The organism is Enterococcus larvae, assembly GCF_017830045.1.
GTDB lineage: Bacteria > Bacillota > Bacilli > Lactobacillales > Enterococcaceae > Enterococcus_L > Enterococcus_L larvae.
The window spans coordinates 156,325-181,485 of the sequence record NZ_JAEDXU010000002.1; the positions used below are offsets into that span (position 1 = coordinate 156,325).

Consider the following 25,161-nt stretch of genomic DNA (forward strand, 5'->3'; position numbering starts at 1 on the left):
AATTTTCAGACACAATCTAAAATCAATCGTTGAATAGAGAGTTGGATGGAAGATAAATGGAAGAGAAGAAGTTTAGAAATACAGATGTTGTACTGGATATTCATGATAAGCCGGAGCCCTTACAGTGGCTGGGCTTGAGTTTGCAGCATTTGTTTACAATGTTTGGCGCAAATGTATTGGTACCGATATTAACTGGGCTAGAACCTAGTATTGCCTTGTTCAGTTCAGGTGTTGGCACATTGCTGTACATCTTGATTACAAAAGGAGCTGTCCCTGCTTATCTGGGAAGCAGCTTTGCATTTATTTCAGCCATCAATGCGCTAATGGCAACTCAAGGATATCCTGCAGTAGCACAGGGAATCGTTTATGCGGGAATTGTTTATCTGATTGTTGCACTAGTTATTGCAAAGATTGGCTCTGACTGGATCAATACGATGCTGCCGCCAGTAGTTGTCGGTCCTGTAATCATGGTTATCGGTCTAGGGCTGGCGTCAACTGCTTCAAATCAGGCGATGTACAGAACCTTGGCAAGCGGTGAGTCTGTTTACGACAGCAAATATTTTATGGTGGCATTATTCACATTAGGAATCACTATTTTCTTCAATATGTATCTAAAGGGATTTATGAGCTTGATTCCGATTCTGTTAGGCATTGTTTCAGGCTATGTCTTTGCACTGATCGTAGGGATTGTTGATCTGACACCGGTATCTGAAGCTGCTTGGTTCAGCTTGCCGGCATTCCAGATTCCTTTTGTTGATTACGATGTAAGCTTCTCACTAGCAGCCCTAACAAGTATGGCGCCTATCGCTTTCGTTACAATGACGGAGCACATGGGGCACTTGATGGTTTTAAGCAAAATCACAAAAAGAGACTTCTTTAAATCTCCTGGACTGAATAAAACTTTGCTTGCAGATGGATTATCAACGATCATTGGAGGCTTTACAGGAGGACCGCCTACAACTAGCTATGGAGAAAATATCGGAGTACTGGCAATTACAAAAGTACACAGTGTTTATGTCATCGGTGGTGCTGCAGTTCTGGCTATTTTAGCAGGCTTTATTGGTAAAATCAGCGCTTTGATTTTAAGTATCCCGACACCGGTCATCGGCGGAATCAGCTTTCTTCTATTCGGAGTTATTGCTTCTAGTGGGCTGCGTATCCTGATTGACAATAAGGTTGATTATGATCAAAAGCGTAACTTAGTAATCACTTCTGCAATCATGGTTATTGGTATCGGTGGCGCCTATCTGAAAATCGGTGGTTTCGAACTAACAAGCATGGCGCTTGCTACAGTCTTAGGAATCGTGTTGAATCTGGTATTGCCAAAACATGCCCGAAGCGAAGAAATTCAAAATGAAGTAGATATTTGATTAGATTGTTTTATAAAGAAGTGGGTGTGTACTAAAACCACTCATTTGTAACCATGGAAATAAAAACAAAACAGATGAGCCAATTTTTAGTTACAAAATACTCAAGGAGGACCATTATTCTAGTCGATTTATCGACGTAGAGATACTGGATAGCGGACCTCAAAAAATGAAATAAAAACAAAACAGATGAACCGATTTTTATTTACAAAATACTCAAGGAGGAATGACGAATGATTCATACATCGGAGCGTGTCAGCTTAAAACATCTGCTGACAGTTGAAGCACTAAGTGATCAAGAAGTGATGGGGTTGATTCGACGAGGGCAGGAGTTCAAAAAGGGAGCTGTCTGGCAATCGGCGGGGAAACAATATTTCGCAACGAACCTTTTTTTTGAAAATAGTACGCGAACACACAAGAGCTTTGATGTTGCAGAAAAGAAGCTGGGGCTTGAGGTCATAGAATTTGAAGCGAGCACCAGTTCTGTTCAAAAGGGTGAAACATTGTATGATACGGTTCTGACCATGTCAGCTATCGGAGTAGATGTTGCAGTCATTCGTCACGGGGAAGAGAATTACTACGACGAGTTGATTCAAAGCAAGACGATTCAGTGCTCGATCATCAACGGTGGAGACGGAAGCGGACAGCATCCGACACAGTGTCTGCTTGATCTGATGACGATCTATGAAGAATTTGGTCATTTTGAAGGCCTGAAGGTGGCTATCGTTGGGGATTTAACTCACTCCAGAGTAGCAAAATCAAACATGCAGATGCTGAAAAGGCTGGGAGCAGAGATATTTTTCTCTGGTCCGGAAGAATGGTATGACCCTCAGTTTGACGTTTATGGTGTATACGAACAACTAGATGACATTGTAGAAAAAGTCGATGTCATGATGCTTCTTCGTGTACAGCATGAGCGCCATGACGGAACAGAGAGCTTTTCAAAGGAAGGGTACCATCAGCAATACGGGTTATCTGTCGAACGGGCAAGACGCTTGAAAAAGAAAGCAATCATCATGCATCCGGCACCCATCAACAGAGATGTGGAGCTGGCAGATTCACTGGTTGAGAGCATCCAGTCAAGAATCATTCAGCAGATGAGTAATGGTGTTTATATGAGAATGGCTATTTTAGAAGCTGTACTAGCAGGAAAGGTGTAGGTGGCAAGTATGAAAACATTGATAAAAAACGGGAAAATCGTAGAAAAAAATAATGAATTGACAGAAGCTTCTGTATGGATTGAGGATGGTAAGGTCTTCGCAATTGGAAAATCCTTTAACGAAGCACAATTTGATACAGTTTATGATGCAAAGGGACAGTTGATCACACCGGGATTGGTTGATGTTCATGTGCATTTAAGAGAACCGGGATTTACGTATAAGGAAACGATTGAAACTGGAAGCAAGGCTGCTGCAAGAGGCGGATTTACTACAGTCTGTGCAATGCCGAATTTGAATCCTGTACCCGACACAGCTGAAAAGCTTCAGGAAATCTACGATATCATTCAAAAGGATGCAATCGTGAAAGTGTTGCAGTACGCACCAATTACAGAAGAGCTGCGCAGTGAGCGCTTGACGGATCAAAAAGCATTGAAGGAAGCTGGGGCTTTCGCATTTACTAATGACGGTGTAGGGGTTCAGACTGCCGGGACAATGTATCTGGCAATGAAGGAGGCTGCTGCAAATAACATGGCTCTTGTTGCCCATACAGAAGATGAGTCATTACTATTTGGCGGCGTGATGCACGAAGGCGAAATATCCAAGAAGCTGGGGCTGCCTGGAATCCTTAGTGCAACAGAAGCTTCTCAGATCGCCAGAGATATCACACTAGCAAAGGAAACAGGCGCACACTACCATGTCTGTCACGTATCGACAGAGGAAAGTGTACGTGTGATTCGTGATGCGAAACGTGCAGGGATTCATGTTACTGCTGAGGTTTCTCCCCACCATCTCTTGTTGATCGATGAAGATATTCCTGAGGATAACGGGTTCTGGAAGATGAATCCTCCACTAAGAGGAAAGGCGGATAGACAAGCGCTGATCGATGGTCTGATTGATGGAACAATCGATTGCATTGCCACAGACCATGCCCCTCACGGGTTAGAAGAAAAAAATCAAACCTTCTTGAAAGCACCATTTGGTATTGTAGGTAGTGAAACAGCCTTTCAATTGATTTACACACACTTTGTTGAAACAGGGAAATTCACATTAGAACAGGTCGTTGACTGGATGGCAGTGAAGCCGGCGGCAATCTTCGGACTGAATGCTGGAACGTTGAAAATCGGTGGAGCTGCAGACATTGCGGTGTTCGATTTATCACTGGAAGAAGCAATTGATGACCAGAAGTTTGAATCTAAAGCAGTCAATACCCCGTTCGTCGGTTGGAAAGTCAAAGGAAATACGCTAATGACTTTCGTAGATGGAAAGCTGGCATGGGCTAAGGAGGAAGTGTGACGTTGAAACGATTACTTATTTTAGAAGATGGAACGGTCTTTGAAGGAAAAGCCTTCGGAGCAGAAGCAAATGTAGTAGGCGAAGTCGTATTTACAACAAGTATGACTGGCTATCAGGAAACAATCACTGACCAAAGCTTTAACGGTCAGATCATCACATTCACTTATCCTATGGTAGGAAATTATGGAATCAATCGTGATGACTATGAATCTATCGCTCCGACCTGTAAAGGAGTGGTAGTAAAAGAATTTGCTCGTCTGGCTTCTAACTGGAGGAATCAGCTTACCTTAGATGAATTTCTAAAGCGTAAAGGGATTCCCGGAATTGCGGGAATCGATACACGTGCATTGACAAAGAAACTCCGTTCAGCAGGAACAATGAAGGGAATGCTGGTGGATAAAGGTGACGAACTAAATCACTTGTTTGATCAGTTGAAGGCAACTGTACTGCCTCACAATCAAGTGGCGCAGGTTTCTACAACAAAACCGTACCCAAGTCCGGGTGTAGGCAGAAATGTCGTTGTTGTGGATTTTGGACTGAAGCACAGTATCTTGCGAGAGCTGTCAAAAAGACATTGTAACCTGACTGTTCTTCCGTATAACACTGATGCTCAGACGATTCTTGATCTGCATCCAGATGGTGTGATGCTGACCAATGGACCAGGGGACCCGAAAGATGTGCCGGGAGCAATTGAAATGATTCAGCAGATTCAGGGGAAAGTGCCGATTTTCGGTATTTGTCTGGGGCACCAGCTGTTTTCATTGGCTAATGGAGCCGACACGTACAAAATGAAGTTCGGTCACCGAGGTCTGAATCATCCGGTTCGAGAAATTGCGACAGGACGAATTGATTTTACTTCCCAAAATCATGGGTACGCAGTGGATGAAAACACAATCGATCCTGAAAAACTAATGGTCACTCATATTGAAATCAATGATGGTACAGTTGAAGGGGTCAGACATAGAGAGTTCCCTGCGTTTACTGTTCAATACCATCCAGATGCTGCACCTGGTCCACATGACGGGCTGCATCTTTTCGATGAATTTATGGAATTAATGGATGCATGGAAGGAGCAGAGAAATGCCTAAACGTAAAGATATAAAGAAAATCATGGTTATCGGTTCTGGTCCGATCATTATTGGTCAGGCTGCAGAATTTGACTACGCAGGTACACAGGCATGTCTCGCATTAAGAGAAGAAGGCTATGAAGTCGTATTGGTCAATTCTAATCCGGCAACAATCATGACAGATAAAGAAATAGCTGACAAAGTTTATATTGAGCCCATCACACTAGAATTCGTTTCAAGAATCCTACGGAAAGAACGTCCAGATGCTTTGCTGCCTACATTAGGTGGGCAAACAGGATTGAATATGGCTATGGAATTAGCAGCTTCCGGTATCCTTGATGAATTAGATGTAGAATTATTAGGAACAAAATTAAGCGCCATCGATCAAGCAGAGGATCGTGACTTATTCAAGCAATTGATGGAAGAACTGGGACAACCAATCCCGGAAAGTGATATTGTGCATACGGTAGAAGAAGCTGTTGCTTTTGCAAATAAAATCGGTTATCCGATCATTGTTCGTCCGGCCTTCACCTTAGGCGGTACCGGCGGCGGAATGTGCGACAATGAAGAAGAGCTGAGAATCGTCGCTGAAAACGGGCTGAAGCTTTCACCAGCTACGCAGTGTCTGATTGAAAAGAGCATTGCCGGTTACAAAGAAATCGAATATGAAGTGATGCGAGATTCAGCCGATAATGCCATTGTTGTATGTAACATGGAAAACTTTGATCCTGTGGGCATCCATACAGGAGACTCTATTGTATTTGCACCGAGTCAAACCTTGTCTGATCATGAATATCAAATGTTGAGAGATGCTTCATTGAAGATTATCCGTGCATTGAAAATCGAAGGAGGCTGTAACGTTCAGCTGGCTTTAGATCCTCATAGCTTTGATTATTACGTTATCGAGGTAAATCCTCGGGTATCTCGTTCCTCAGCGCTGGCAAGTAAAGCGACGGGCTATCCAATTGCTAAATTAGCGGCAAAAATCGCTGTAGGACTGACACTAGATGAAATGAAAAATCCGGTGACAGGTACAACCTATGCAGAGTTTGAACCGGCTTTGGACTATGTGGTAGCGAAGATTCCGCGTTGGCCTTTTGATAAATTTGAAAAGGGCGATCGTTTGTTGGGTACCCAGATGAAGGCAACAGGAGAAGTGATGGCAATCGGTAGAAATATCGAGGAGTCTTTACTGAAGGCTGTTCGTTCATTGGAAATCGGTGCTTATCACAATGAGTTGAAGGAATTAAAGGAAGTTTCGGATGAAGCGTTGACTGAAAAAATGGTCAAAGCACAGGATGATCGTTTGTTCTATCTTTCTGAAGCGCTGAGACGCGGCTACACCATCGAAGAGCTGGCATTGTTGACAAAGGTTGACCTGTTTTTCCTTGATAAGCTCTTGCACATTGTCGAGCTGGAACAAGAATTAGCTGGAAATGTTGATGACTTGGATGTGTTGAAGGAAGCGAAGCAAAATGGCTTTACCGATCGCAAGGTGGCTGACTTATGGCAGACAACAGCTGATAGCATTGCTAAAATTCGTAAAACACATAACATCGTACCAGTTTATAAAATGGTTGATACATGTGCTGCAGAGTTTGAATCTCAGACACCCTATTTTTACAGCAGCTATGAGTTTGAAAATGAAAGTATTCGTTCAGAAAAGGCATCCGTACTGGTGTTAGGCTCTGGCCCAATTCGAATCGGTCAGGGAGTGGAATTTGACTATGCGACTGTCCATTCTGTGAAGGCGATTCAAGCAGCGGGGTATGAAGCAATCATCATGAACAGTAACCCTGAGACCGTATCAACAGACTTTTCAATTTCAGATAAGCTCTATTTTGAACCATTGACCTTAGAGGATGTTATGAATGTCATCGATTTAGAACAGCCGATTGGTGTCATCGTTCAGTTTGGCGGACAGACAGCCATTAATCTGGCGGAACCGTTAACGAAGAATGGTGTGAAAATTCTTGGAACAACGATTGAGGATCTGGATCGTGCGGAAAACAGAGATTTGTTTGAGCAGGCTCTGAATGCTCTTGAAATACCTCAGCCTCCGGGCGATACTGCGATCAGCGAAAGCGAAGCAGTGACGATTGCCAACCGTATCGGGTATCCGGTTCTGGTTCGTCCAAGCTATGTGCTTGGTGGTCGAGCAATGGAAATCGTGGAAAACCAGAAGGACTTAGAAGACTATATGCGTAACGCCGTGAAGGCTTCCCCTGAACATCCTGTATTAGTGGATAGTTATCTGCTGGGGCGTGAATGTGAAGTAGATGCAATCTGCGATGGCGAGACAGTTTTGATACCGGGAATCATGGAACATATCGAACGTGCAGGTGTCCATTCCGGCGATTCGATGGCAGTTTATCCACCACAAACCCTGTCTGATTCTATTAAAGAGACGATTGCTGAATATACGAAGAAATTGGCGCTTGGACTGAACTGTATTGGGATGATGAATATTCAATTTGTTATCCATGAAGAGACAGTTTATGTAATTGAGGTCAACCCAAGAGCTAGTCGTACCGTACCGTTCTTAAGTAAAATCACAGGAATCCCAATGGCGCAGGTAGCAACGAAAGCTATCTTAGGGGAAAAGTTGACGGATTTAGGCTACTCAGATGGCTTGTATCCGGAAAGTGAGCAGGTCCATATTAAAGCACCTGTCTTCTCCTTCACAAAACTACAAAAAGTAGATACGTATCTTGGGCCTGAAATGAAATCGACTGGTGAGGTCATGGGGTCAGATTACAGCTTGGAAAAAGCTCTTTACAAAGCATTTGAAGCATCTGGCCTACACTTGCCGAGCTATGGTGCAGTGCTCTTTACGATTGCCGATGAAACAAAGGAAGAAGCATTGGAACTTGCTAAACGATTTAACAGTATTGGCTACAGTCTGGTTGCTACTTCAGGAACTGCACAGTATTTTGCAGAAGCTGGTTTGCGCGTGAAAACAGTGTTGAAGATCGAAGAGCAAGAAGAAGGAAAAGAAACGGTGGTTGACTTGATTCGCAATGGTCAGACACAGGTGGTGGTCAATACAATGGATAAGAACCGTTCTTCTCTAAATGAAGATGGTTTCATTATCCGAAGAGAATCAGTTGAGCATGGGGTTCCCTTATTTACCTCTCTAGATACAGCAAATGCAATTTTGAAGGTGCTGGAATCAAGAGCATTCTCTACAGAAGCTATATAATCAGATTTTAGAATAGATAACAGTCGCTTATGAGCAATAAAATGCTCTGTATTTAAAGTGTATAGTGCAGCCTCAATCCTTTAAATACAAGTTGGACAACGGTGCAGGAAATCTCCATGCTTCAAGGCGTGAAGTATGGAGAGATTTTCTTGCGGCGAAAGAAGCAGAACAGATTACAGCATAGGAGGAGTCGGACAATGAAACAGGAAATGATGACGATCGTTGAACAAAAACAACTGGCACCAAGAATTTTCCGTATGACATTGACTGGTGAATTGGTTAACGAGATGGGGATTCCGGGGCAGTTTTTACATATCAAGGTTCCAAGAGAAGACTTTCTTTTGAGAAGGCCAATCAGTATCAATCAAATCAATAAGGAAGAAAAAACCTGCTCAATCATTTATAGAACAGAGGGAGATGGCACGCTTCATTTTTCTAAAATGTCTGCCGGGGAACAGTTAGACGTGATGGGACCGTTAGGAAATGGTTATGACCTTTCTTTTCTAGAGGCGGGGCAAAAAGCATTTGTTGTTGGCGGTGGTATTGGTATTCCTCCAATGTATGAGCTGTCCAGACAATTGCATCAAAAAGGGATAGAAGTTGTTCATTTTCTTGGTTATGCGTCTAAAGAGGTTTCTTATTACCAAGAGGAGTTCATTGCTTTAGGTGATACTCGATTTGCAACAGATGACGGCTCCTATGGGGTTCATGGGAATGTTGGGAACCTGTTGATGGATGCTATGGAAAAAGAGACTCCTGCTGCTGTATTTGCTTGTGGTGCGAATGGTATGCTGAAGACAGTTGCTCAACTGTTTGAAGAGAATTCAAATGTTTTCCTTTCTTTGGAGCAGCGTATGGCTTGCGGTATGGGCGCTTGTTATGCCTGTGTTTGCCATGTTCCAGATGATGAAACAGGGACGCAAAGTGTGAAGGTCTGCGACGAAGGTCCGATTTTCAGAGCGAAGGAGGTTGTATTATGATGGAAAAAAATCCTATAGCGATTAGTATTCCCGGTTTGGATTTAAAAAACCCAATCATTCCTGCAAGCGGCTGCTTCGGCTTCGGTGAAGAGTATGCGAAGTATTATGACATTGGCAAGCTAGGCTCAATCATGATCAAAGCAACAACAGCAGAAGCTCGATTCGGTAATCCGACACCACGTGTAGCAGAAACACCAAGTGGAATGCTGAATGCAATCGGTCTGCAAAATCCCGGATTAGAAGCTGTAATGACACAAAAGCTGCCGGCATTGGAAAAATATGATCTTCCAATCATTGCCAATGTTGCTGGAGCATGTGAAGATGATTACGTAGAAGTCTGTGCAAAAATAGGTGATGCACCGAATGTCAAAGCAATCGAGTTAAATATTTCATGCCCCAATGTGAAGCATGGGGGGATTGCATTTGGTACTGATCCAGATGTTGCCTTTCAGCTGACACAGGCAGTAAAAAAAGTTGCAAAGGTTCCAATCTATGTGAAACTTTCTCCTAACGTGACGGATATTGTTCCAATCGCTAAAGCAATCGAATCTGGTGGTGCTGATGGCTTCAGTATGATCAATACATTGCTGGGGATGCGTCTTGATCTTAAAACAAGAAAACCAATTCTGGCTAACGGTACAGGAGGGTTGTCTGGACCTGCGATCAAGCCAGTAGCTATTCGTCTGATTCATCAGGTGTCACAGGTTTCGGCGTTGCCAATCATCGGAATGGGTGGTGTCCAGACAGTAGATGACGTGCTGGAAATGTTCATGGCTGGTGCCAGTGCTGTTGGTGTAGGGACAGCGAATTTTACAGACCCTTATATCTGTCCTAAATTAATCGATGCATTACCGATCCGTATGGCAGAATTAGGTATTGAATCCCTTGAACAATTGAGAAATGAAGTTAGAGAGGAGCGGCGCTCATGAGTCATCGTCCGATAATTGCTTTAGATCTTCCATCAAGAGAAGAAGTAGAAAAATTTTTGAATAACTTTCCATCAACTGAATCATTGTACGTAAAGGTTGGCATGGAGCTTTTTTATCAGGAGGGACCTGAAATTGTTAAGTGGCTGAAAGCTGCCGGGCATTCAGTCTTTTTGGACTTGAAGCTGCATGATATTCCAAACACTGTAGAGCATGCAATGAAAGGACTAGCAAAGCTTGGTGTAGATATGACAAATGTTCATGCTGCTGGGGGTATCAAGATGATGGAGGCTGCAAAGCGAGGCCTCGAAGCTGGAAAACCAGATGGAAGCGAAACACCTGTACTGATTGCAGTGACACAACTGACCTCAACGAGTGAGGAAGAAATGCATCATGATCAGCTGATCAATGTTTCCTTAAAAGAAAGTGTGCAGCATTATGCAAAATGTGCTGAAACAGCAGGGCTTAATGGTGTTGTTTCCTCAGCGCTAGAGGTTGGTTTTATTAAAGAAGGGACCTCTTCTGAATTTGTCTGTTTGACTCCGGGAATCAGACCTTCTGGTAGTGATGCAGGTGATCAAAAGCGTGTGATGACTCCGTCAGAAGCTGCAAAAATCGGCTCGGATTATATTGTTGTCGGTCGCCCAATCACACAAGCAGAAGAACCTTATCAAGCATATCTTGCAATCAAAAAAGAATGGAATGGGGAAAAATAAATGACTGAATTAGCAAAGAATATTGCCAAAGATCTGTTGAAAATCGAAGCAGTTTTTTTAAGTCCGAATGATCCTTTTACATGGGCAAGCGGCATCAAAAGCCCGATTTATTGCGACAATCGTATCACGATGAGTTATCCGATGATTCGTAAGGAAATCGCTCAAGGACTGGCTGATCAGATCAAAGAAAACTATCCGGGTGTAGAAGTAATTGCCGGTACGGCAACAGCAGGGATTCCTCATGCTGCTTGGGTAGCAGATATTTTAGACTTGCCTATGGTTTATATCCGAAGCAAAGCAAAGGAACATGGAAAAGGAAATCAAATCGAAGGACGTATTGCTGAAGGACAGAAAATGGTCATCATTGAAGACCTGATTTCTACCGGAGGAAGTGTCTTGGAAGCAGCGGAAGCAGCAACGCGTGAAGGTGCGGATGTTTTAGGTATAGCAGCAATCTTTACCTATGAGTTACCAAAGGGAAAAGAGAACTTTGCTGCTAAGGGGATTGAGCTAGTGACTTTGACAAATTATTCAACACTTTTGGAAGCTGCTTTGGAGTCCCAATATATAGAAGAAAAGGATCTTGATTTGTTGAAGGAATGGAAACAAAATCCTGAGGCATGGAAAAAATAGAGAAAACAAAGGAAGGACAATCATTAAAATGAAAATTGTTCTTCTTTTTTTATCGAATCTTATTGAAATCGGGATATTTCAATAAATAGACTGTACTTATTAAAAAAAAATTTTGGCGTACACATGATTTGACGGATAAGCAGAAATAAGATAAAGTAGTCAAAATAAAAATAGTACACTCAAGGAAATAATGGAGGGTTGTATGAAAAAAAGAAATATACGAAATATGGATGTAGAATGGAGTTATTCTGGTGAGAGAGGTCCAGAGCATTGGCATACCCTATGCGACTGGTTTGCTCAAGGAGCAGCCTTTCCTGATCAATCACCAATTTCTTTATCAAGTATCTCAGTTTGCGGAGAAAAGGCTATAGAAGAAAGCATCGCCTTTCATTATGAACAGGAAGTTTTTTCCGAAAAGGAATTTAAGAATACTATTCACTTTGTGCCGCCGAACACCCAAAGTTATTTAATTTTTCAAGGAGTAGAGTATCGACTGACAGATATTCATTTCCATACACCTAGTGAGCATACGCTAGAGGACATTCAGTATCCTATTGAGTTTCATTTGGTTCATATGAATGATGTTGGTCAAAACTTGGTTGTTGGCTGCTTGTTCGAATTGGTTGAAGGAGAGAACAAGTTTTCGCTATTGAAGGAATTGATTGAGTTTAGTCAGAGAACCCATGAATTTTCTTTCGATCCGTCAATTTTTTTGCCGGAGCAGCGGAGTCATTTTCACTATGTAGGTTCTTTAACTACACCACCTACAAAGGGTCCAATCCCTTGGTTTGTTTTTCAGACAGTTCAGCAAATGGACTGGGGATTGGTTTGTCTGCTGAAAAAAGGCATGTTGGAATATAATAACAGACCTCTTCAAAATAAAAACCAAAGAGACATTTATTTTGTTGAGTAACGGAGAAAAAAATGAATATTAAGCAAATGAAATATGTGGTGGCTGTAGCAGATAGTGGTGGTTTTCGTGAGGCCGCTAAACGATTGTTTGTTACCCAACCCAGTCTTTCAAATGGTATCAAGGAATTGGAAGAAGAGTTAGGTGTGACTTTGTTTGTACGGACGAATAAAGGTGCAACTCTAACAGAAGAAGGGATTGCCTTTTTAGAGCATGCAGAAAAAGTTTTGACCCAGCTGACATTAATGGAAAACCGATTTCAGCATCATCAAAAGGAAGAACGCTTTTCTGTTTCCTCTCAGCATTATGACTTTTTAGGCGGCATCATGGCAGCTGTGATTCAGAAATTCGAAAATCAGTATAAAGAGTTCCGCTTATTTGAAACGACGACCTTGAAGGTGATCGAAGATGTCAAAAGCTATCATAGTGATATCGGCATCCTTTATTTGAACAGTCAAAATCGTTCAGGAATCAAAAGACATTTAGCGACTACAAACCTTGCTTATGAGGTAATTGGCAGCTTTACGACGCATGTCTTTGTGGGGAAAGGCCATCCGTTAGCGCAAGAAGAGGAATTGACAGTGGAACAGCTGATAGGTTATCCTCAGGTTCGCTTTATTCAAGAGGGCAGTGAGTTTAATTATTTTTCAGAAGACTTAGTAGCACAAACCGATCAGCATGCAGTTATTCATGTAAGTGATCGAGGAACATTAATGAATATTTTAGCAGGAACAACCGCTTATGCGACAGGTTCAGGAATCATTACGGGCTTCACAAAAAAGGAGATAAAGCTGATTCCTTTGAAGGAACAGGAGGAAAATAAAATCTGTATCCTTTATCAAAAGAATCAACAGAGAAATGATGTTGTAGATTATTTTATCAAATTATTGGGCGAGACTATTAATATAGAAAAGTAGATAGCATAGCCTGATTAGCTGGAGTTGCATTTTAATGCAACTCTTTTTTTGATCAATAATAATTTTTATTATTCTAATAGTGTTGTTGTTTTTACAAAAAATAAACAAACAACCCTTTTTTTATGATAAAATTATTATTATTTTTAGTATCTTATATATGTAAAGCTAGTTTAAGTAAATAGGTGTCCATTCTATTTGCTTGAGCTAAGAAATGAATAAAACTTACTCTACCACATAGAAAATTTAGCGAAGTGTCTGTAGATCGAAAAAGAAGGAGAGCTATTTTATGAAAATACGTTTAGAGTATCCTGAAATGGAAGCGTTATCGAATCAGTTGCATTCTCAGGAGGAAACATTCCAGCAGTGTGTCGCAGAGCTGAATCGCTTGATTCATTCTGTACCTGATTCATGGGAAGGGAAATCAGCTGATGCTTATATCAACCAGTTTGAAGAGCTTCAGCCGGCATTTGAGCAAACGCAGGTGATCATTGAGGCACTGCAGCAGCAAATCAAAGAAACAATGGCTGTGATGAAGGAAAAAGATAGCTCTCTTGCGAGCAAGTTACATTTTTAGCAGGGAGGCACGATAGATGAACGAAGCATATTATCAACAAAGAATTAGAAATAAACAGCAGGAGTTGTATGGAATTGAAGACGAGCTGAGAGAGAAGCAAAGGGACTTGGAAAATTTGTTTGATTTTAAACGAGAGCACCATCATAAAGTCAATGAGATCAGTCAGCATTTTCAGGCGAGGCAACAACGGTTGAGAGAGGTACCAGTCAACAGTGCTCAGGTCAAGTTTCTTGTTTCTTATACGAAATCAATGGAAGGCTTATTAAGTGAGAAGGACCGATATTTACAAAAGAAGGAAGACGAGCAGCAGGAAATCGATCGAGGGATTCGTCGGGTGGAGCAGGAAATTGACTCCTTGAGAAGCCGTCGGATGCTTTGTGAAAACCAACTTTCTGATTTGCAGTATCAGTTGAGGGTAGAGAGGATGAAAAAGGATGAGTAGTGAATTGAAAATATCAGATGCTGAATATGTTTTTGCAGAGCAGTCGTTGATTGCGTATTTGTCAACAATGGCGGAAGCCGGATCGGATTTTCAAAAGGTAATCGAATCAGTTGTTAATAATGCCTTGGAAGATCCGTTAATAACCTCTAAACTTGGGGTTCTTTCAGAGAAAATGTCAGCAGTGACCGAGAAAGCTGCTGAGCTGACAGAAACTCTAAATGGAGAAGCACATGATTTTATAGCTGAAATAGATGAAAAGGATCAGTTTATTTATTAAGTAAAGGAGAGGTACAATGAGCAAAATACAATTGGATGCTGAAGAGCTGCAAGCGCTAAAAACCAGTATGCAGGATGTGATAAGCAGAATCAGAGAAGTATCCTCCGGTGGTTATGTGACTGAGAATCTTTTCAATGAAAGTCAGGGTGAATCCTCCGAAATGCTTTCTCAATGCTTAGAAGTATTGGTAAAGTGTGCCAATCAAATGGAAGATGTTGCAGAGAAAACAAGTTCTTTTCTTGGTGAAGTCATCGAAGGATTTGCGACAGCAGATTCAGAGAATGCTGCAAAAATCAACAGTAATCGTGAATAACAAGAAGAATTCCTGAGGGGGAAAATAAAAAGGGAGCTTCTAAATTTTTACTGATCATACTGCCACATCCCATATCAGTTGTTATACTTATCCAGAAAGTTTTCGAGTAGACATGGATTTCGAGAATTTCAAAAATCATGTGGAAAAAATACTAGGAATGTTAGGATATATTTTTATGCTCAAAATGAATCTGAGACATTGACTTCTATTGAAAATGAACTAAAAAAAGTATTTTCTATAGGAGGGTTCTCAGTAATAGGATATTCTAAAAAATTTGAAGAATATATTATTAATGATTCTTTTAGCTCTGTCTGAGAAAGTACAGCTTTCTCCAATAAAGGAAAAACATTTTCTGTTCGTAGAACATGAGGAGAAATTAACTTTGACTATAAACAAAAAGAAAATTAAAAAAAGTACTCATATTTTAAATTATGAATACTTATAAAATGAGAAAACAGAGGTGGGGTATGAAAAAAATACTCACAGCAAGTATTGTGTTTGCTTTAGTTATATTAGGAGGGTGTAAGAGCATGGATAAAGAAGAAATACAGGCACAGCCTACACGAGAAGAAGTCAAGCAGGAGATGCTGGATCATCTTCAAGAAAAATATGGAGAAGAATTCGAATGCCAGTCAATTGAATATAAATCATGGTCACAATCGGGGTATGAGCATATGTTTGCTTATCCTAAAGATGGGAATCCTAAGAATAACTTTGCTATCTATCGTTATGATGAAGGAGAACGCTATGAAGACGGATACGTAGGGTTACTAATGAAGGATAACTACTATGAGATAGTTGATGACATAATCAAGAAATATTTTGAAGAAAATACTGTAAATATAAATTATAAATATGTTTATCCAGACTCTTTTAATTCAAAAATTTCGTTTGAAAAATTTTTAGAATACGCCAATAAGAAAAATAATATTACTATCTCCATTTATGTGCAAGTAGAAGATGGATTTTCTGAAGAACGTTTGGGTACCCTTTTTGGGGATATAAAAAATGAAATAGAGAAAACCATCAGTATCGCTTTTCTTTCAATATCATGTTATTTAAGAGAAGGATATAGAGAAGATATTGAACAATATTCTATAGAAAATCCAGAAGAAGATACTTTTCCAACGAATAATAGGATCATGGAAAAATTTGATTCTTGGGGTCAAATAGACTTTGATTATGAGTATAAGGAGGGAGAGTGATGGCACAACCTACAGAAGAGGAGTTACTGATTCTAAATTCGATTATCTACACAGAAGATTTTGCTGAAAACGCTCAAGGCCAGACGGTTTTAACATGGGCAAATACATTTGATTTGAACAGTATCAATAACGCCAATAAACCTGCTGAGATTTCTCGTGATGAATTTGCTAATATTATCACGACAATCAAAAATAATCCGTCAGTTTATGGAAACATGAAAATAAATAATGTAGAAAATTCCCAATATGCGAATGAAAACGGCTCGCAGAGAATCACCAATGCTGCGATTTCTTATGGTGATGAGTTGATCCTTGTTTATAAAGGAACAGCTGGAGATATGGAATGGCGTGATAATGGTGAAGGCGGCTACTATAATGTTGCTGATACTAAACAGCAGCAGGTTGCTTTAGATTATTTTGACGAGATGATGAGCAAGTACAACAAGAATGGTCAATACAATATTTATGTCAGTGGTCACTCGAAAGGTGGAAACAAGGCACAGTATGTTGGCGTTCTTAGAGGAAATCTAATCAAGCATGTGTACGCTTTTGATGGTCAGGGTTTTAATCAGGCTTTTTTATTGAAATATAAGGATTTGATCGAAAAAAACTGTGGGAAAATCACAAATATCAGTAATGAATTGGACTTTGTAAATATTTTGTTATTTCCAATTGCGGGAGATAGGCGATATATTCAATCCACGACGAGCTGGGGAATCAGTGACGGCAGTTCTTTTGCTCTGAGTAAAAAAGATCAGGAAAAACTGCAGGAAATGGTGTTGAATGGTGCTGATAGTGGAGAGATTCTTCTTATGCTGTTAAAAACGTATGGTGGGAGTATGTTGATGCATAAAGCCGGAGCTTGGCATTCACCGTACTCGATGTTTGCGGTTGGAAAAGAGGGGGTGCTTTCTTTAGATGCTGAGGTTGGTCAAAGTGAGTTGATGAGTGAGGTTCAAGGCTTGTTTGCTCATTATGCCAAGTATATGAGAAAAGAAGACTGGCGGTATCTCTGTTATACATTGATGTCAGTGATGCAGACAGGAGAGATTCCTTACGGTGATGATTATTCTGAGATGCCGGAGGGCTTTACTGATCGACTCATGGCATTGACGAAAGGCTATCTACAAAAGAAAAAAGGCGTGGATGGTCAGGATATATTCTGGTTGGTCAGTTCCCTCTTTGGGTATAATATTCTTGGTCATGGTGTTGGTGCTTCTTTAGGTGTTGGGTATGAAATGGTAAGTGGAGATGGGTATACTGATACGACGCGTGATTTTACACAAGCAACCAAGGACCAGCTTTTAGCATTGGTTGAGGAAGTGGAGAGTGAACCATGGTGGGATGTGACGAAATGGGATGTCTTTTACCGCGTCGATAAATATCTGCTTGGAGGCGTTGATTTTCCTGCTAATAGTTCTGATTTGACTGATTATTATCGGAAGGTGATCGATATGCAGGGAACAAGTGCTTCTGAGATCCATCGCATATTCAATGATGTGTATAGCACGGAATCATCCTTTGCTTCAAAGGCAGCACAGAGAAAAGCCGAGGCCCAAGACCTGCTTCAACTTTTAACAGAAATATCTGAAAGTTTTGCTTAATATAGGCAGTGCTTATCAAGGAAAAAAAGCTGTAAATATATCCGGATTGGAATCAGGATATATCACGGCTTTTTTAGCAGCATTATTTCATGTACTGAGTGATTTTTTCGATGACTGCTTCCATTTCTTCTCGTGTTCCGATAGAGATACGCAGAAATTTGTTCAGACGCTCCGGCTTTGAAAAGTATCGGACGAAAATATTTTCAGAGGCTAGGTATTGATATAGCTCTTCCATGTTCAATTCATTATGTGTTGAAAGAATAAAATTGGTCTGAGAAGGGAGCGAGCGGAAGTCTAGGTCCGCCAATTTTTCACTAAACCAATCTCTTGTTATACAGATTTCATCTGTTATCTTTTGGTAATAGGCTTCATCTTCAACAGCCGCTGTTGCAAGCTGTTCTGCAAGTGTGTCAACTGAATATGGATTGAAGGAGGACTTGATGCTTTCTAGTACAGCAATATACTCAGGTGCACCGATAGCATAGCCCACTCGAAGTCCAGCTAGAGATTGGGATTTTGACAACGTCCGAACGATAATCAGGTTCGGGTGCTGTTCTAGCAGCGGCAGCATTGATTCCTCGGCAAATTCCACATAGGCTTCATCAACAATGACAATCACATCAGCGTGTTTTTGTAAAAATGAATGGATATTCTCGGCTGATTTGAAGAGTCCGGTTGGGGCATTTGGGTTGGCGATCACTATACCGCCATTTAGCTCTTCGTAATCAGAAAAATCAATGTCAAATGTGCTGTTTAAGGGGATTTCTTTAAACGGAATACGGAAAAGATCTGCCCAGACCTTGTAAAATCCATAAGTGATATCTGGAAAAAGGATAGGATCTTCACTGTTAAAAAATGCTAAAAAACTAAAGGCCAGTACTTCATCTGAGCCATTCCCAATCATCAGCTGTTCAGGATGTACATCATGTTTTCGGGCTAAAGCCTTTTTCAAAGCAAGATTATCTAGTGAGCTGTAACGTTTAAGCTGTTCACTATCAAAATTTTTCAACACATCCGCAACACTTGGTGAAGGCGGGTAGGGATTCTCATTTGTATTGATCTTGATCATTCCCGCAGTGCTTGGCTGAATACCGGGAATATAAGGTGCAATTTTTCTAATACCTTTCATACTAGTCCAGACCTTTCTTTGTCGATAATAGGTTTCGTACTTTCCTATAATAGTAGAGAAAGGAGATGTAAAAAGCAAGTGTAAAATGAGAAAATGAAGAGTGAATTCTCTTGTTTTTAAATAGTATTTTCATTTTTGACGAAATTATGATACGATAATGTCCAAGTAAATGAAGAGTCTCAGAAAGGGACAGTCCTATTTTTGGCTGTTTCTCATCAGGATACATAGCCTGAAAAAGATGGTAATGGCTTCTAACTTCTTTGTTATTGAGTTTGGACAAAGGTCACTTTTCGTATGATGAGTCTTTATTAAGGTCTATATGGTTGGAACGTTCAGTGATGAATGCTTTCAAAGATGGTTTAGTGTAGTGTTAATGTATAATTGATCATGAAATGACAGTGTCTGATAGATCGTCAAAGAATCGTACTGGTGATTTTTCAGATCGTTGGAATAGAATTGGAGGAATATGAATGGATTTAACAAACCGTTTCAACAAACAAGTGTATAAAATTGCTGTTTCGATGATTCGCAAATTTGATGAGCAGGTATCAGCGATTCCCGATATTTTGAAGCTGACATTGGGGGAGCCGGATTTCAACACGCCTGAGCATGTGAAAGAAGCTGGGCAAAGGGCAATCAAAGAAAACTTTTCCCATTATTCTGGAATGGCGGGACTGACAGATGTTCGAGAGGCTGCTGCTTATTTTATGAAAGAGAAGTATGGCGTATCTTATGATCCGACTTCTGAAGTTTTAGTAACGATTGGTGCAACAGAAGCAATCTCGGCAAGTTTATTGGCGATGCTTGAAGCTGGCGATAAGGTATTACTGCCTGCACCGATTTATCCGGGATATGAACCAGTCATTACTTTAGCAGGGGCGATCCCTGTCTATATAGATACGACCGAAAACGGCTTTGTCTTGACACCTGAGATGCTTGAAGAAGCAATGGCTAAGCATGGTGATACTGTCAAGGCAGTGATCCTTAACTATCCAAGCAACCCAACAGGGGTGACTTATAATCGAGAAGAGGTTCAGGCAATTGCAGAGGTTCTGAAAAAATATCCGGTTTTTGTTATCAGCGATGAAATATACAGTGAACTGACTTACGAGGAAGCCCATGTTTCACTTGCGGAATTTCTTCCTGAGCAGACGATCGTGATCAATGGCTTGTCGAAATCCCATGCAATGACTGGTTGGCGAATTGGGTTTATTTTTGCAAATAAGCTGTTGACTCGTGAAATCATCAAAGTACATCAATACCTTGTTACTGCAGCGTCAACGATTTCCCAAAAAGCAGCTGTTCGCGCTCTTGTTGAGGGGATCAATGATGGGGTCATCATGAGAGAGGAATACAAAAAACGTCGGGATTTTGTTTATGAAAGTATGTCTGGCTTAGGCTTCGACATCGCCCGCCCAAATGGTGCTTTTTATATCTTTGCGAAAATTCCGAGTGGCTTTGAACAGGACTCAATGAAGTTCTGTCTAGAGCTTGCGAATAAGCAGGCATTGGCAATTATTCCGGGAATTGCCTTTGGTCCTGAAGCAGAGGGTTACGTGCGTATCAGCTATGCAGCCGATATGGAGCGCTTGGAGGAAGCGATGAAGCGTTTGACACTATTTATGGAAGCAAACTAAGAAGAACTACTGAAATTATTCATAATTTGAGGCGTTCGCTCAAAAGAATCAATAAAATCAAAGAGCTTTGGTTGCCTATTTTCTTGATTTTAGGTGTTCGAGGCTCTTTGTTTTGGAAACGAGGGCGAAACAGAATTTTTACACTTCTTTACCAATTATTTACAGGAATTTGGATCAGGCTTAACACTAGGTTGATAAACTGTGCTTGTAACTAATTATGAAGGAAGTGTTGAAATGAAGAAAATGGTTTTGACAACATTAGTAGTCACAGTAGGAGTACTTTTAACTGGCTGCGGAAGCAGTTCAAACAGTAGTGAGGCTTCTGATAAGAAATCAAATGAACAAGTGAAAATAGTCGCTGTGGGATCAACCGCTTTGCAACCTCTTGTAGATGCAGCCAAGGATCAGTTCATTGCTGAAGAGCCGAACTATGCAATCTCTGTTCAAGGTGGCGGTAGCGGTACAGGCCTATCGCAAGTTGCTGATGGAGCAGTTACTATTGGAAATTCCGATGTTTTCGCAGAGGAAAAATCGGGTATTGATGCAGATAAATTAGTTGACCATAAGGTAGCAGTTGTAGGTATGGGACCAGTTGTTAACAAGGATGTAGGCGTGAAAGAAATTACCAAATCTGAGTTGATCGATATCTTCACAGGGAAAATCACGAACTGGAAGGAGATCGGTGGAAAAGATCAGGCAATCGAAGTAATCAATCGTCCTGAAGGCAGCGGAACTAGAGCAACCTTTGAAAAATGGGGACTGGATGGAGCGACTTCAGTGAAATCGCAAGAACAGGATTCATCTGGAACCGTTCGTCAAATCGTTGCTCAAACACCTGGGGCAATCAGCTACCTGGCATTTTCTTATATGGATGATTCCACTGAAGCGTTGAGTGTGGATGGCGTGAAACCAACAGAGGAAAATGTAGCAGATAATTCTTGGCCAATCTGGTCTTACGAGCATATGTACACAAATGGTGAACCAGATGCCGGAGTTAAGAAATTTTTAGACTACATTGTCAGTGATGACGTTCAAAAAGGAATCGTCAAGGAACTGGGCTATTTACCAATCACAGAGATGAAAATCGAGCGAAGCGTAGATGGTACGGTAACGAATAACTAGAACTGCTAGAGTAAATAATAACAAAATCCTAAAAGAGACACATGGAAGTTCATCATTTCCGTGTGTTTTTTTGATTAAAAAAGCTAGGCTCACAGAAAATAGACAAATAGACAAATAGACAAATAGACAAATAGACAAATAGACAAATAGACAAATAGACAAATAGACAAATAAACAAATAGAAATTGAGAAATTTTGTCAGCCGTCTTTACACCCCATAGCTAAAAGGATAAGATTAAATAAAAAGAGGAGGAGAGTAATGGAAGAGAAGCTGAAAGAATTATTGCCTGTTGAATGGCTAGAGCGATTTATAGAAACAAAGACGGAGTGTCTTAGACTATCCTGCAGCAATGAAGGAGAACTTGACTTGACGGCCAATAAGGCTGGTGGAATTGGTTATATTCCATCCACTATGGATTATCCGAGAAATCCTGAAAATGGTGTTCCCTTATTCTTGCTGGCACAGCTCAATTTTTCTGAGCTGCCGGCGCTACCTGATTATCCGGAAACAGGGATTTTAGCGTTTTATGTCGATTATGTTGATGATTTGATGGGGATGGATTTTGATTTACCAACAAAACAAACTGGTTTCAGAGTGTTGTTTTTCAAAGATTCTTCTGTACCCTCCTATACAAGAGAACAACAGCTTGAGCTTCAAGCAGAAATCAAGGATGAGCTGTATAAGGTCGTTGAAGGAGAATTCAAGTTGACTGCGAAAAAAGAAGCTCAATATGTCTGCAGCGACTGCTATGAATTCAAGAGATATTTTGGGAAGAATATGTATGATTGGGTCAATGATGTTTCGGATGACGATGAACAAAGAGAAAAAATCTATAACGGCTTATATGAAATCGCCATGGGCAGTAAAGTAGGAGGTTATCCTTATTTCACTCAGGAAGATCCCCGCATTTATGAGGAAACGACGAAATATGATACGCTTCTATTCCAACTTGATACTGAGAAGGTTGATGCAGATTGGCCAATCATGTGGGGAGATATGGGCGTTGGGAACTTTTTTATTAATAAGGAAGCATTGAAACAAAAAGATTTTACAGATATTCAGTATAATTGGGATTGTGGATAACACATAATAAAGAAAGAACATCCTCTGGTCAAAAGTAGTTTCACTCACTTCTGACTGGAGGATGTTCTTTAGTTTATAGGAATTCTAAGCGTGAAAGAAGAGCCGACACCAGGATAGCTTTCCAGAACCACTGTTCCACCTAAAATTTCTGAATAGTTTTGAACGATTGCAAGCCCCAGACCTGTTCCGCCTGAATAGCGTGCACGTGCTTTGTCTACACGATAAAAGCGTTCAAAAATTCGATTTTGATCTTCTAGAGGAATACCAATGCCATCATCTTTCACAGATAAAATCAATTCATGATTCTCCATTTCAAAATCAACAGTAATATTACCCTCTGCTTTTGAATACTGGACAGCATTTTCAATCAGATTCTTGATGATTGGGTAAAACAACTCGTAAGCTGTGGAGATGATCATTTCTTTATCTCCGTGTACAGATAGTGTCAGTTGTTTTTCATCCATCATTCTCTGATAAGAATGAACCACCTCGTTGATTAGCGGATATAAGGGAACCTGTTGTTTATCATAGGTATTTTTTGAATCTCTGGATAATAGGATGATTTCCTGGATCAGCCGCTGTAGTCGATAGGCGTCCTTTTGAATGATCCCTAAAAATTGTGTGAGGGTCTCCGGATCATCCTTTGCTCCATCCAGCAATGTTTCTGTGAAGCCAATCAAGGAGGTGATTGGTGTTTTTAATTCGTGAGAGACATTACCCACAAAATCCTTCTGCATTTTTTCAAGTCTGTGGACCTGTGTCAAGTCGTAAGCAACACCAAAGATTTGATGGTCGTTGAAATCATTGTTGAAATAATGCAAAGAAAGATCAACGATTCTTTCTTCTACATCTGAATGAAGTGTGATTTCCTGTTGAATAGAGATTTCTTCAGTGATTGCCTGATTGATCAGCTGAATCAGCAATGGATCGTTGATTGTCTGTTGGTAGCTTTCTGTTTGCGTTGGAACTGCATCAATTCCGAGAAACCTGCACATAACTGGGTTGATCAATTCAAGTGCACCATCTTTGTCTACAATAAAAATACCAATCATCAAATCATTCAGTAGGATGTGCAGCTGCTCTTCGGTTGAGAGATACGCTCGATAGGTTTCACTCATTTGACTACTGAGCTCGTTGGCTGTCTCATACAGTTCATGCCACTCAGAAGATTGTTGAATGATTGATCGCCCTTTTTGCGGGTTTTGAATCAATCGTTTCAAGAAGGGAAGTACGGTAAGTAATGGTTTGTTTTTTTGACGAATCATCAAAAGTAGAAAAATCGTGATCACCAAAAACAACAACCCAAAGATGAAGAATAGAAAATTTCGAAAGGCAGAAATACTCCCTGAAAACTTACTAGCTTCTTCTGAAATTCGAAGGACGCCAATCAGCTTTCCGTTTACGTTTACAGGAATGGCTAGATATAATAAATCGACACCAAGTGTACCGCTTGTCCTGTGGTCGGAGCCGTATGCGGCACCGGCAAGAACGGCTTTTATTTCCGGCCGACCCTTTCGAGAATCCGATAGGTTTTCATCATCTGTGTCATAAAAAATGTCACCGTTACTATTAAGCAGGCTGATTCGTTCATCGTTCATGCCTACATAGTCCTGTATAAAATCTTGCTCTGTTTGTGTTAAGCTCTCCTGCTCAAAGGCAGTATCAGAAAGCTGTTCAGCAAGAAAATCAGCCTTTTTCTGCAAATAATTCTCTTGTTGACTCAACAGTTCATTTCTAAAAAAGGAATTGACTGTAAACATACTGATAAAAAATAGGAACAGCATGATCAAGACCGTGATGAAGTATTCAAAACGTTGTCTGGTAATCATTTCTTAGGCTCCTGAAAGCGATAGCCAAAGCCTCTGACGGTCAAAAGGTAGGCTGGTCGTTTTGGATCTCTTTCTATTTTATCTCGTAGATGGCTGACATGAACATCCACGATCCTGCTTTGTCCGGAAAAGTCATATTGCCAGATGCGCTCTAAAAGCGTGTCACGATTGATCACACGATCTTTGCGCTTCATAAAATAGACTAACAGCTCAAACTCTTTTGGTGTAAGTTCAATTTTTTCCCCACGAACAAAGACCTCATAGTTATCTTCATCTACGTGGATTTCTCCAATTATCAACGGTGCTTTTTCTTCATTCTCCAATGTGTCATTAGTTTTCTTGGAGCCTTCAGTTCTTCTGAAAATCGCCTTCATGCGAGCTAGTACTTCTCTGGGGCTGAAGGGTTTTGTCAGGTAATCATCTGCACCAATTTCCAAACCAATGATTTTGTCAACTTGGTCATCTTTAGCAGTAAGTATCAGGATAGGTGTTTCTACTTTTTCTCTGCGGAGTGCTTTTGTTATATCCAGACCGTCCATGCCCGGCAGCATAACATCCAAAATGATAAAATCAAAGGATTGATCTAGAGCAAGCTCATAGGCCTCTATCCCGTTTTCAGCGGTAGTTACTTTATAGCCGTCTTTTTCCAAATTGAATTTCAGTAAGGTCAAAATTGATGGTTCATCATCTACAACTAGTACATGTTTCATGAATTCGCTCCTTTTTATGAGGTTGTGATAAATATCCTCCAAATTTCGAGGATCAGAATGAAAA

At 40.6% G+C, this 25,161-nt stretch carries 23 protein-coding genes; 20 read left to right on the forward strand and 3 right to left on the reverse strand.

Annotated features, from left to right (window positions below; genetic code table 11):
- The first annotated feature begins 56 nt into the window (after nt 1-56).
- The 17 genes from uraA (at nt 57) to I6N96_RS04845 (ending at nt 17,586) form a co-directional block, all read left to right on the forward strand.
- Nucleotides 57-1,370, forward strand: a complete 1,314-nt coding sequence (gene uraA / locus I6N96_RS04765; protein WP_209556371.1) for a uracil permease — start codon at nt 57-59, stop codon at nt 1,368-1,370.
- A gap of 230 nt (nt 1,371-1,600) precedes the next feature.
- On the forward strand, nt 1,601-2,527 hold the full coding sequence (locus I6N96_RS04770; protein WP_209556372.1) for an aspartate carbamoyltransferase catalytic subunit: 927 nt from the start codon (nt 1,601-1,603) through the stop codon (nt 2,525-2,527).
- A gap of 9 nt (nt 2,528-2,536) precedes the next feature.
- Nucleotides 2,537-3,820, forward strand: a complete 1,284-nt coding sequence (pyrC, locus tag I6N96_RS04775) for a dihydroorotase (RefSeq protein ID WP_209556373.1) — start codon at nt 2,537-2,539, stop codon at nt 3,818-3,820.
- Nucleotides 3,821-3,822: 2 nt separating this feature from the next.
- Nucleotides 3,823-4,908 (forward strand): carbamoyl phosphate synthase small subunit, encoded by a 1,086-nt coding sequence (locus tag I6N96_RS04780; RefSeq protein ID WP_209556374.1) that lies wholly within the window; start codon nt 3,823-3,825, stop codon nt 4,906-4,908.
- Complete coding sequence (gene carB, locus I6N96_RS04785; protein WP_209556375.1) at nt 4,901-8,089, forward strand: carbamoyl-phosphate synthase large subunit; 3,189 nt, start codon at nt 4,901-4,903, stop codon at nt 8,087-8,089. The genes I6N96_RS04780 and carB overlap by 8 nt, the downstream gene beginning before the upstream one ends.
- 197 nt (nt 8,090-8,286) lie before the next feature.
- A complete protein-coding gene (locus tag I6N96_RS04790; protein ID WP_245186847.1) occupies nt 8,287-9,069 on the forward strand; it encodes a dihydroorotate dehydrogenase electron transfer subunit in 783 nt (260 codons plus the stop codon).
- The gene (locus I6N96_RS04795; RefSeq protein ID WP_209556753.1) at nt 9,069-9,998 is read left to right on the forward strand and encodes a dihydroorotate dehydrogenase; all 930 of its coding nucleotides are present in this window, start codon (nt 9,069-9,071) and stop codon (nt 9,996-9,998) included. Before I6N96_RS04790 ends, I6N96_RS04795 begins: the two co-directional genes overlap by 1 nt.
- Nucleotides 9,995-10,711: an orotidine-5'-phosphate decarboxylase gene (gene pyrF, locus I6N96_RS04800; RefSeq protein ID WP_209556377.1), complete on the forward strand. Its 717-nt coding sequence runs from the start codon at nt 9,995-9,997 to the stop codon at nt 10,709-10,711. Before I6N96_RS04795 ends, pyrF begins: the two co-directional genes overlap by 4 nt.
- Complete coding sequence (pyrE, locus tag I6N96_RS04805) at nt 10,712-11,344, forward strand: orotate phosphoribosyltransferase (protein ID WP_209556378.1); 633 nt, start codon at nt 10,712-10,714, stop codon at nt 11,342-11,344.
- A 202-nt stretch (nt 11,345-11,546) separates the two neighbouring features.
- Nucleotides 11,547-12,257 (forward strand): carbonic anhydrase family protein, encoded by a 711-nt coding sequence (locus I6N96_RS04810; protein WP_209556379.1) that lies wholly within the window; start codon nt 11,547-11,549, stop codon nt 12,255-12,257.
- Nucleotides 12,258-12,268: 11 nt separating this feature from the next.
- Nucleotides 12,269-13,171, forward strand: a complete 903-nt coding sequence (locus I6N96_RS04815) for a LysR family transcriptional regulator (RefSeq protein WP_209556380.1) — start codon at nt 12,269-12,271, stop codon at nt 13,169-13,171.
- Nucleotides 13,172-13,457: 286 nt separating this feature from the next.
- Entirely contained in the window at nt 13,458-13,745 is a 288-nt protein-coding gene (locus I6N96_RS04820; protein WP_209556381.1) for a WXG100 family type VII secretion target, read from the forward strand.
- A gap of 16 nt (nt 13,746-13,761) precedes the next feature.
- Entirely contained in the window at nt 13,762-14,187 is a 426-nt protein-coding gene (locus I6N96_RS04825) for a hypothetical protein (protein WP_209556382.1), read from the forward strand.
- On the forward strand, nt 14,180-14,464 hold the full coding sequence (locus I6N96_RS04830) for a hypothetical protein (RefSeq protein WP_209556383.1): 285 nt from the start codon (nt 14,180-14,182) through the stop codon (nt 14,462-14,464). Before I6N96_RS04825 ends, I6N96_RS04830 begins: the two co-directional genes overlap by 8 nt.
- Before the next feature lie 16 nt (nt 14,465-14,480).
- On the forward strand, nt 14,481-14,777 hold the full coding sequence (locus tag I6N96_RS04835; protein WP_209556384.1) for a hypothetical protein: 297 nt from the start codon (nt 14,481-14,483) through the stop codon (nt 14,775-14,777).
- 530 nt (nt 14,778-15,307) lie between these two features.
- Nucleotides 15,308-15,982, forward strand: coding sequence for a hypothetical protein (locus tag I6N96_RS04840; RefSeq protein WP_209556385.1), 675 nt, complete (start codon nt 15,308-15,310; stop codon nt 15,980-15,982).
- A complete protein-coding gene (locus I6N96_RS04845) occupies nt 15,982-17,586 on the forward strand; it encodes an Mbeg1-like protein (RefSeq protein WP_209556386.1) in 1,605 nt (534 codons plus the stop codon). The genes I6N96_RS04840 and I6N96_RS04845 overlap by 1 nt, the downstream gene beginning before the upstream one ends.
- A gap of 82 nt (nt 17,587-17,668) precedes the next feature.
- Here I6N96_RS04845 and hisC read toward each other — a convergent pair whose 3' ends face one another.
- Complete coding sequence (gene hisC, locus I6N96_RS04850; RefSeq protein ID WP_209556387.1) at nt 17,669-18,715, reverse strand: histidinol-phosphate transaminase; 1,047 nt, start codon at nt 18,713-18,715, stop codon at nt 17,669-17,671.
- Nucleotides 18,716-19,185: 470 nt separating this feature from the next.
- Here hisC and I6N96_RS04855 point away from each other — a divergent pair, with 470 nt between their 5' ends.
- The 3 genes from I6N96_RS04855 to I6N96_RS04865 all read left to right on the forward strand — a co-directional run bounded on the left by I6N96_RS04855 (nt 19,186) and on the right by I6N96_RS04865 (nt 22,558).
- Nucleotides 19,186-20,352 (forward strand): pyridoxal phosphate-dependent aminotransferase, encoded by a 1,167-nt coding sequence (locus tag I6N96_RS04855; protein WP_209556388.1) that lies wholly within the window; start codon nt 19,186-19,188, stop codon nt 20,350-20,352.
- Nucleotides 20,353-20,586: 234 nt separating this feature from the next.
- Nucleotides 20,587-21,474, forward strand: a complete 888-nt coding sequence (locus I6N96_RS04860; protein ID WP_209556389.1) for a phosphate ABC transporter substrate-binding protein PstS family protein — start codon at nt 20,587-20,589, stop codon at nt 21,472-21,474.
- Nucleotides 21,475-21,733: 259 nt separating this feature from the next.
- Nucleotides 21,734-22,558 (forward strand): YwqG family protein, encoded by an 825-nt coding sequence (locus tag I6N96_RS04865; RefSeq protein WP_209556390.1) that lies wholly within the window; start codon nt 21,734-21,736, stop codon nt 22,556-22,558.
- A gap of 68 nt (nt 22,559-22,626) precedes the next feature.
- Here I6N96_RS04865 and I6N96_RS04870 read toward each other — a convergent pair whose 3' ends face one another.
- Together I6N96_RS04870 and I6N96_RS04875 are read right to left on the reverse strand one after the other, a co-directional pair.
- Nucleotides 22,627-24,387, reverse strand: coding sequence for a sensor histidine kinase (locus tag I6N96_RS04870; RefSeq protein ID WP_209556391.1), 1,761 nt, complete (start codon nt 24,385-24,387; stop codon nt 22,627-22,629).
- Nucleotides 24,384-25,097: a response regulator transcription factor gene (locus I6N96_RS04875; RefSeq protein WP_209556392.1), complete on the reverse strand. Its 714-nt coding sequence runs from the start codon at nt 25,095-25,097 to the stop codon at nt 24,384-24,386. Before I6N96_RS04875 ends, I6N96_RS04870 begins: the two co-directional genes overlap by 4 nt.
- Nucleotides 25,098-25,161 lie beyond the last annotated feature (64 nt).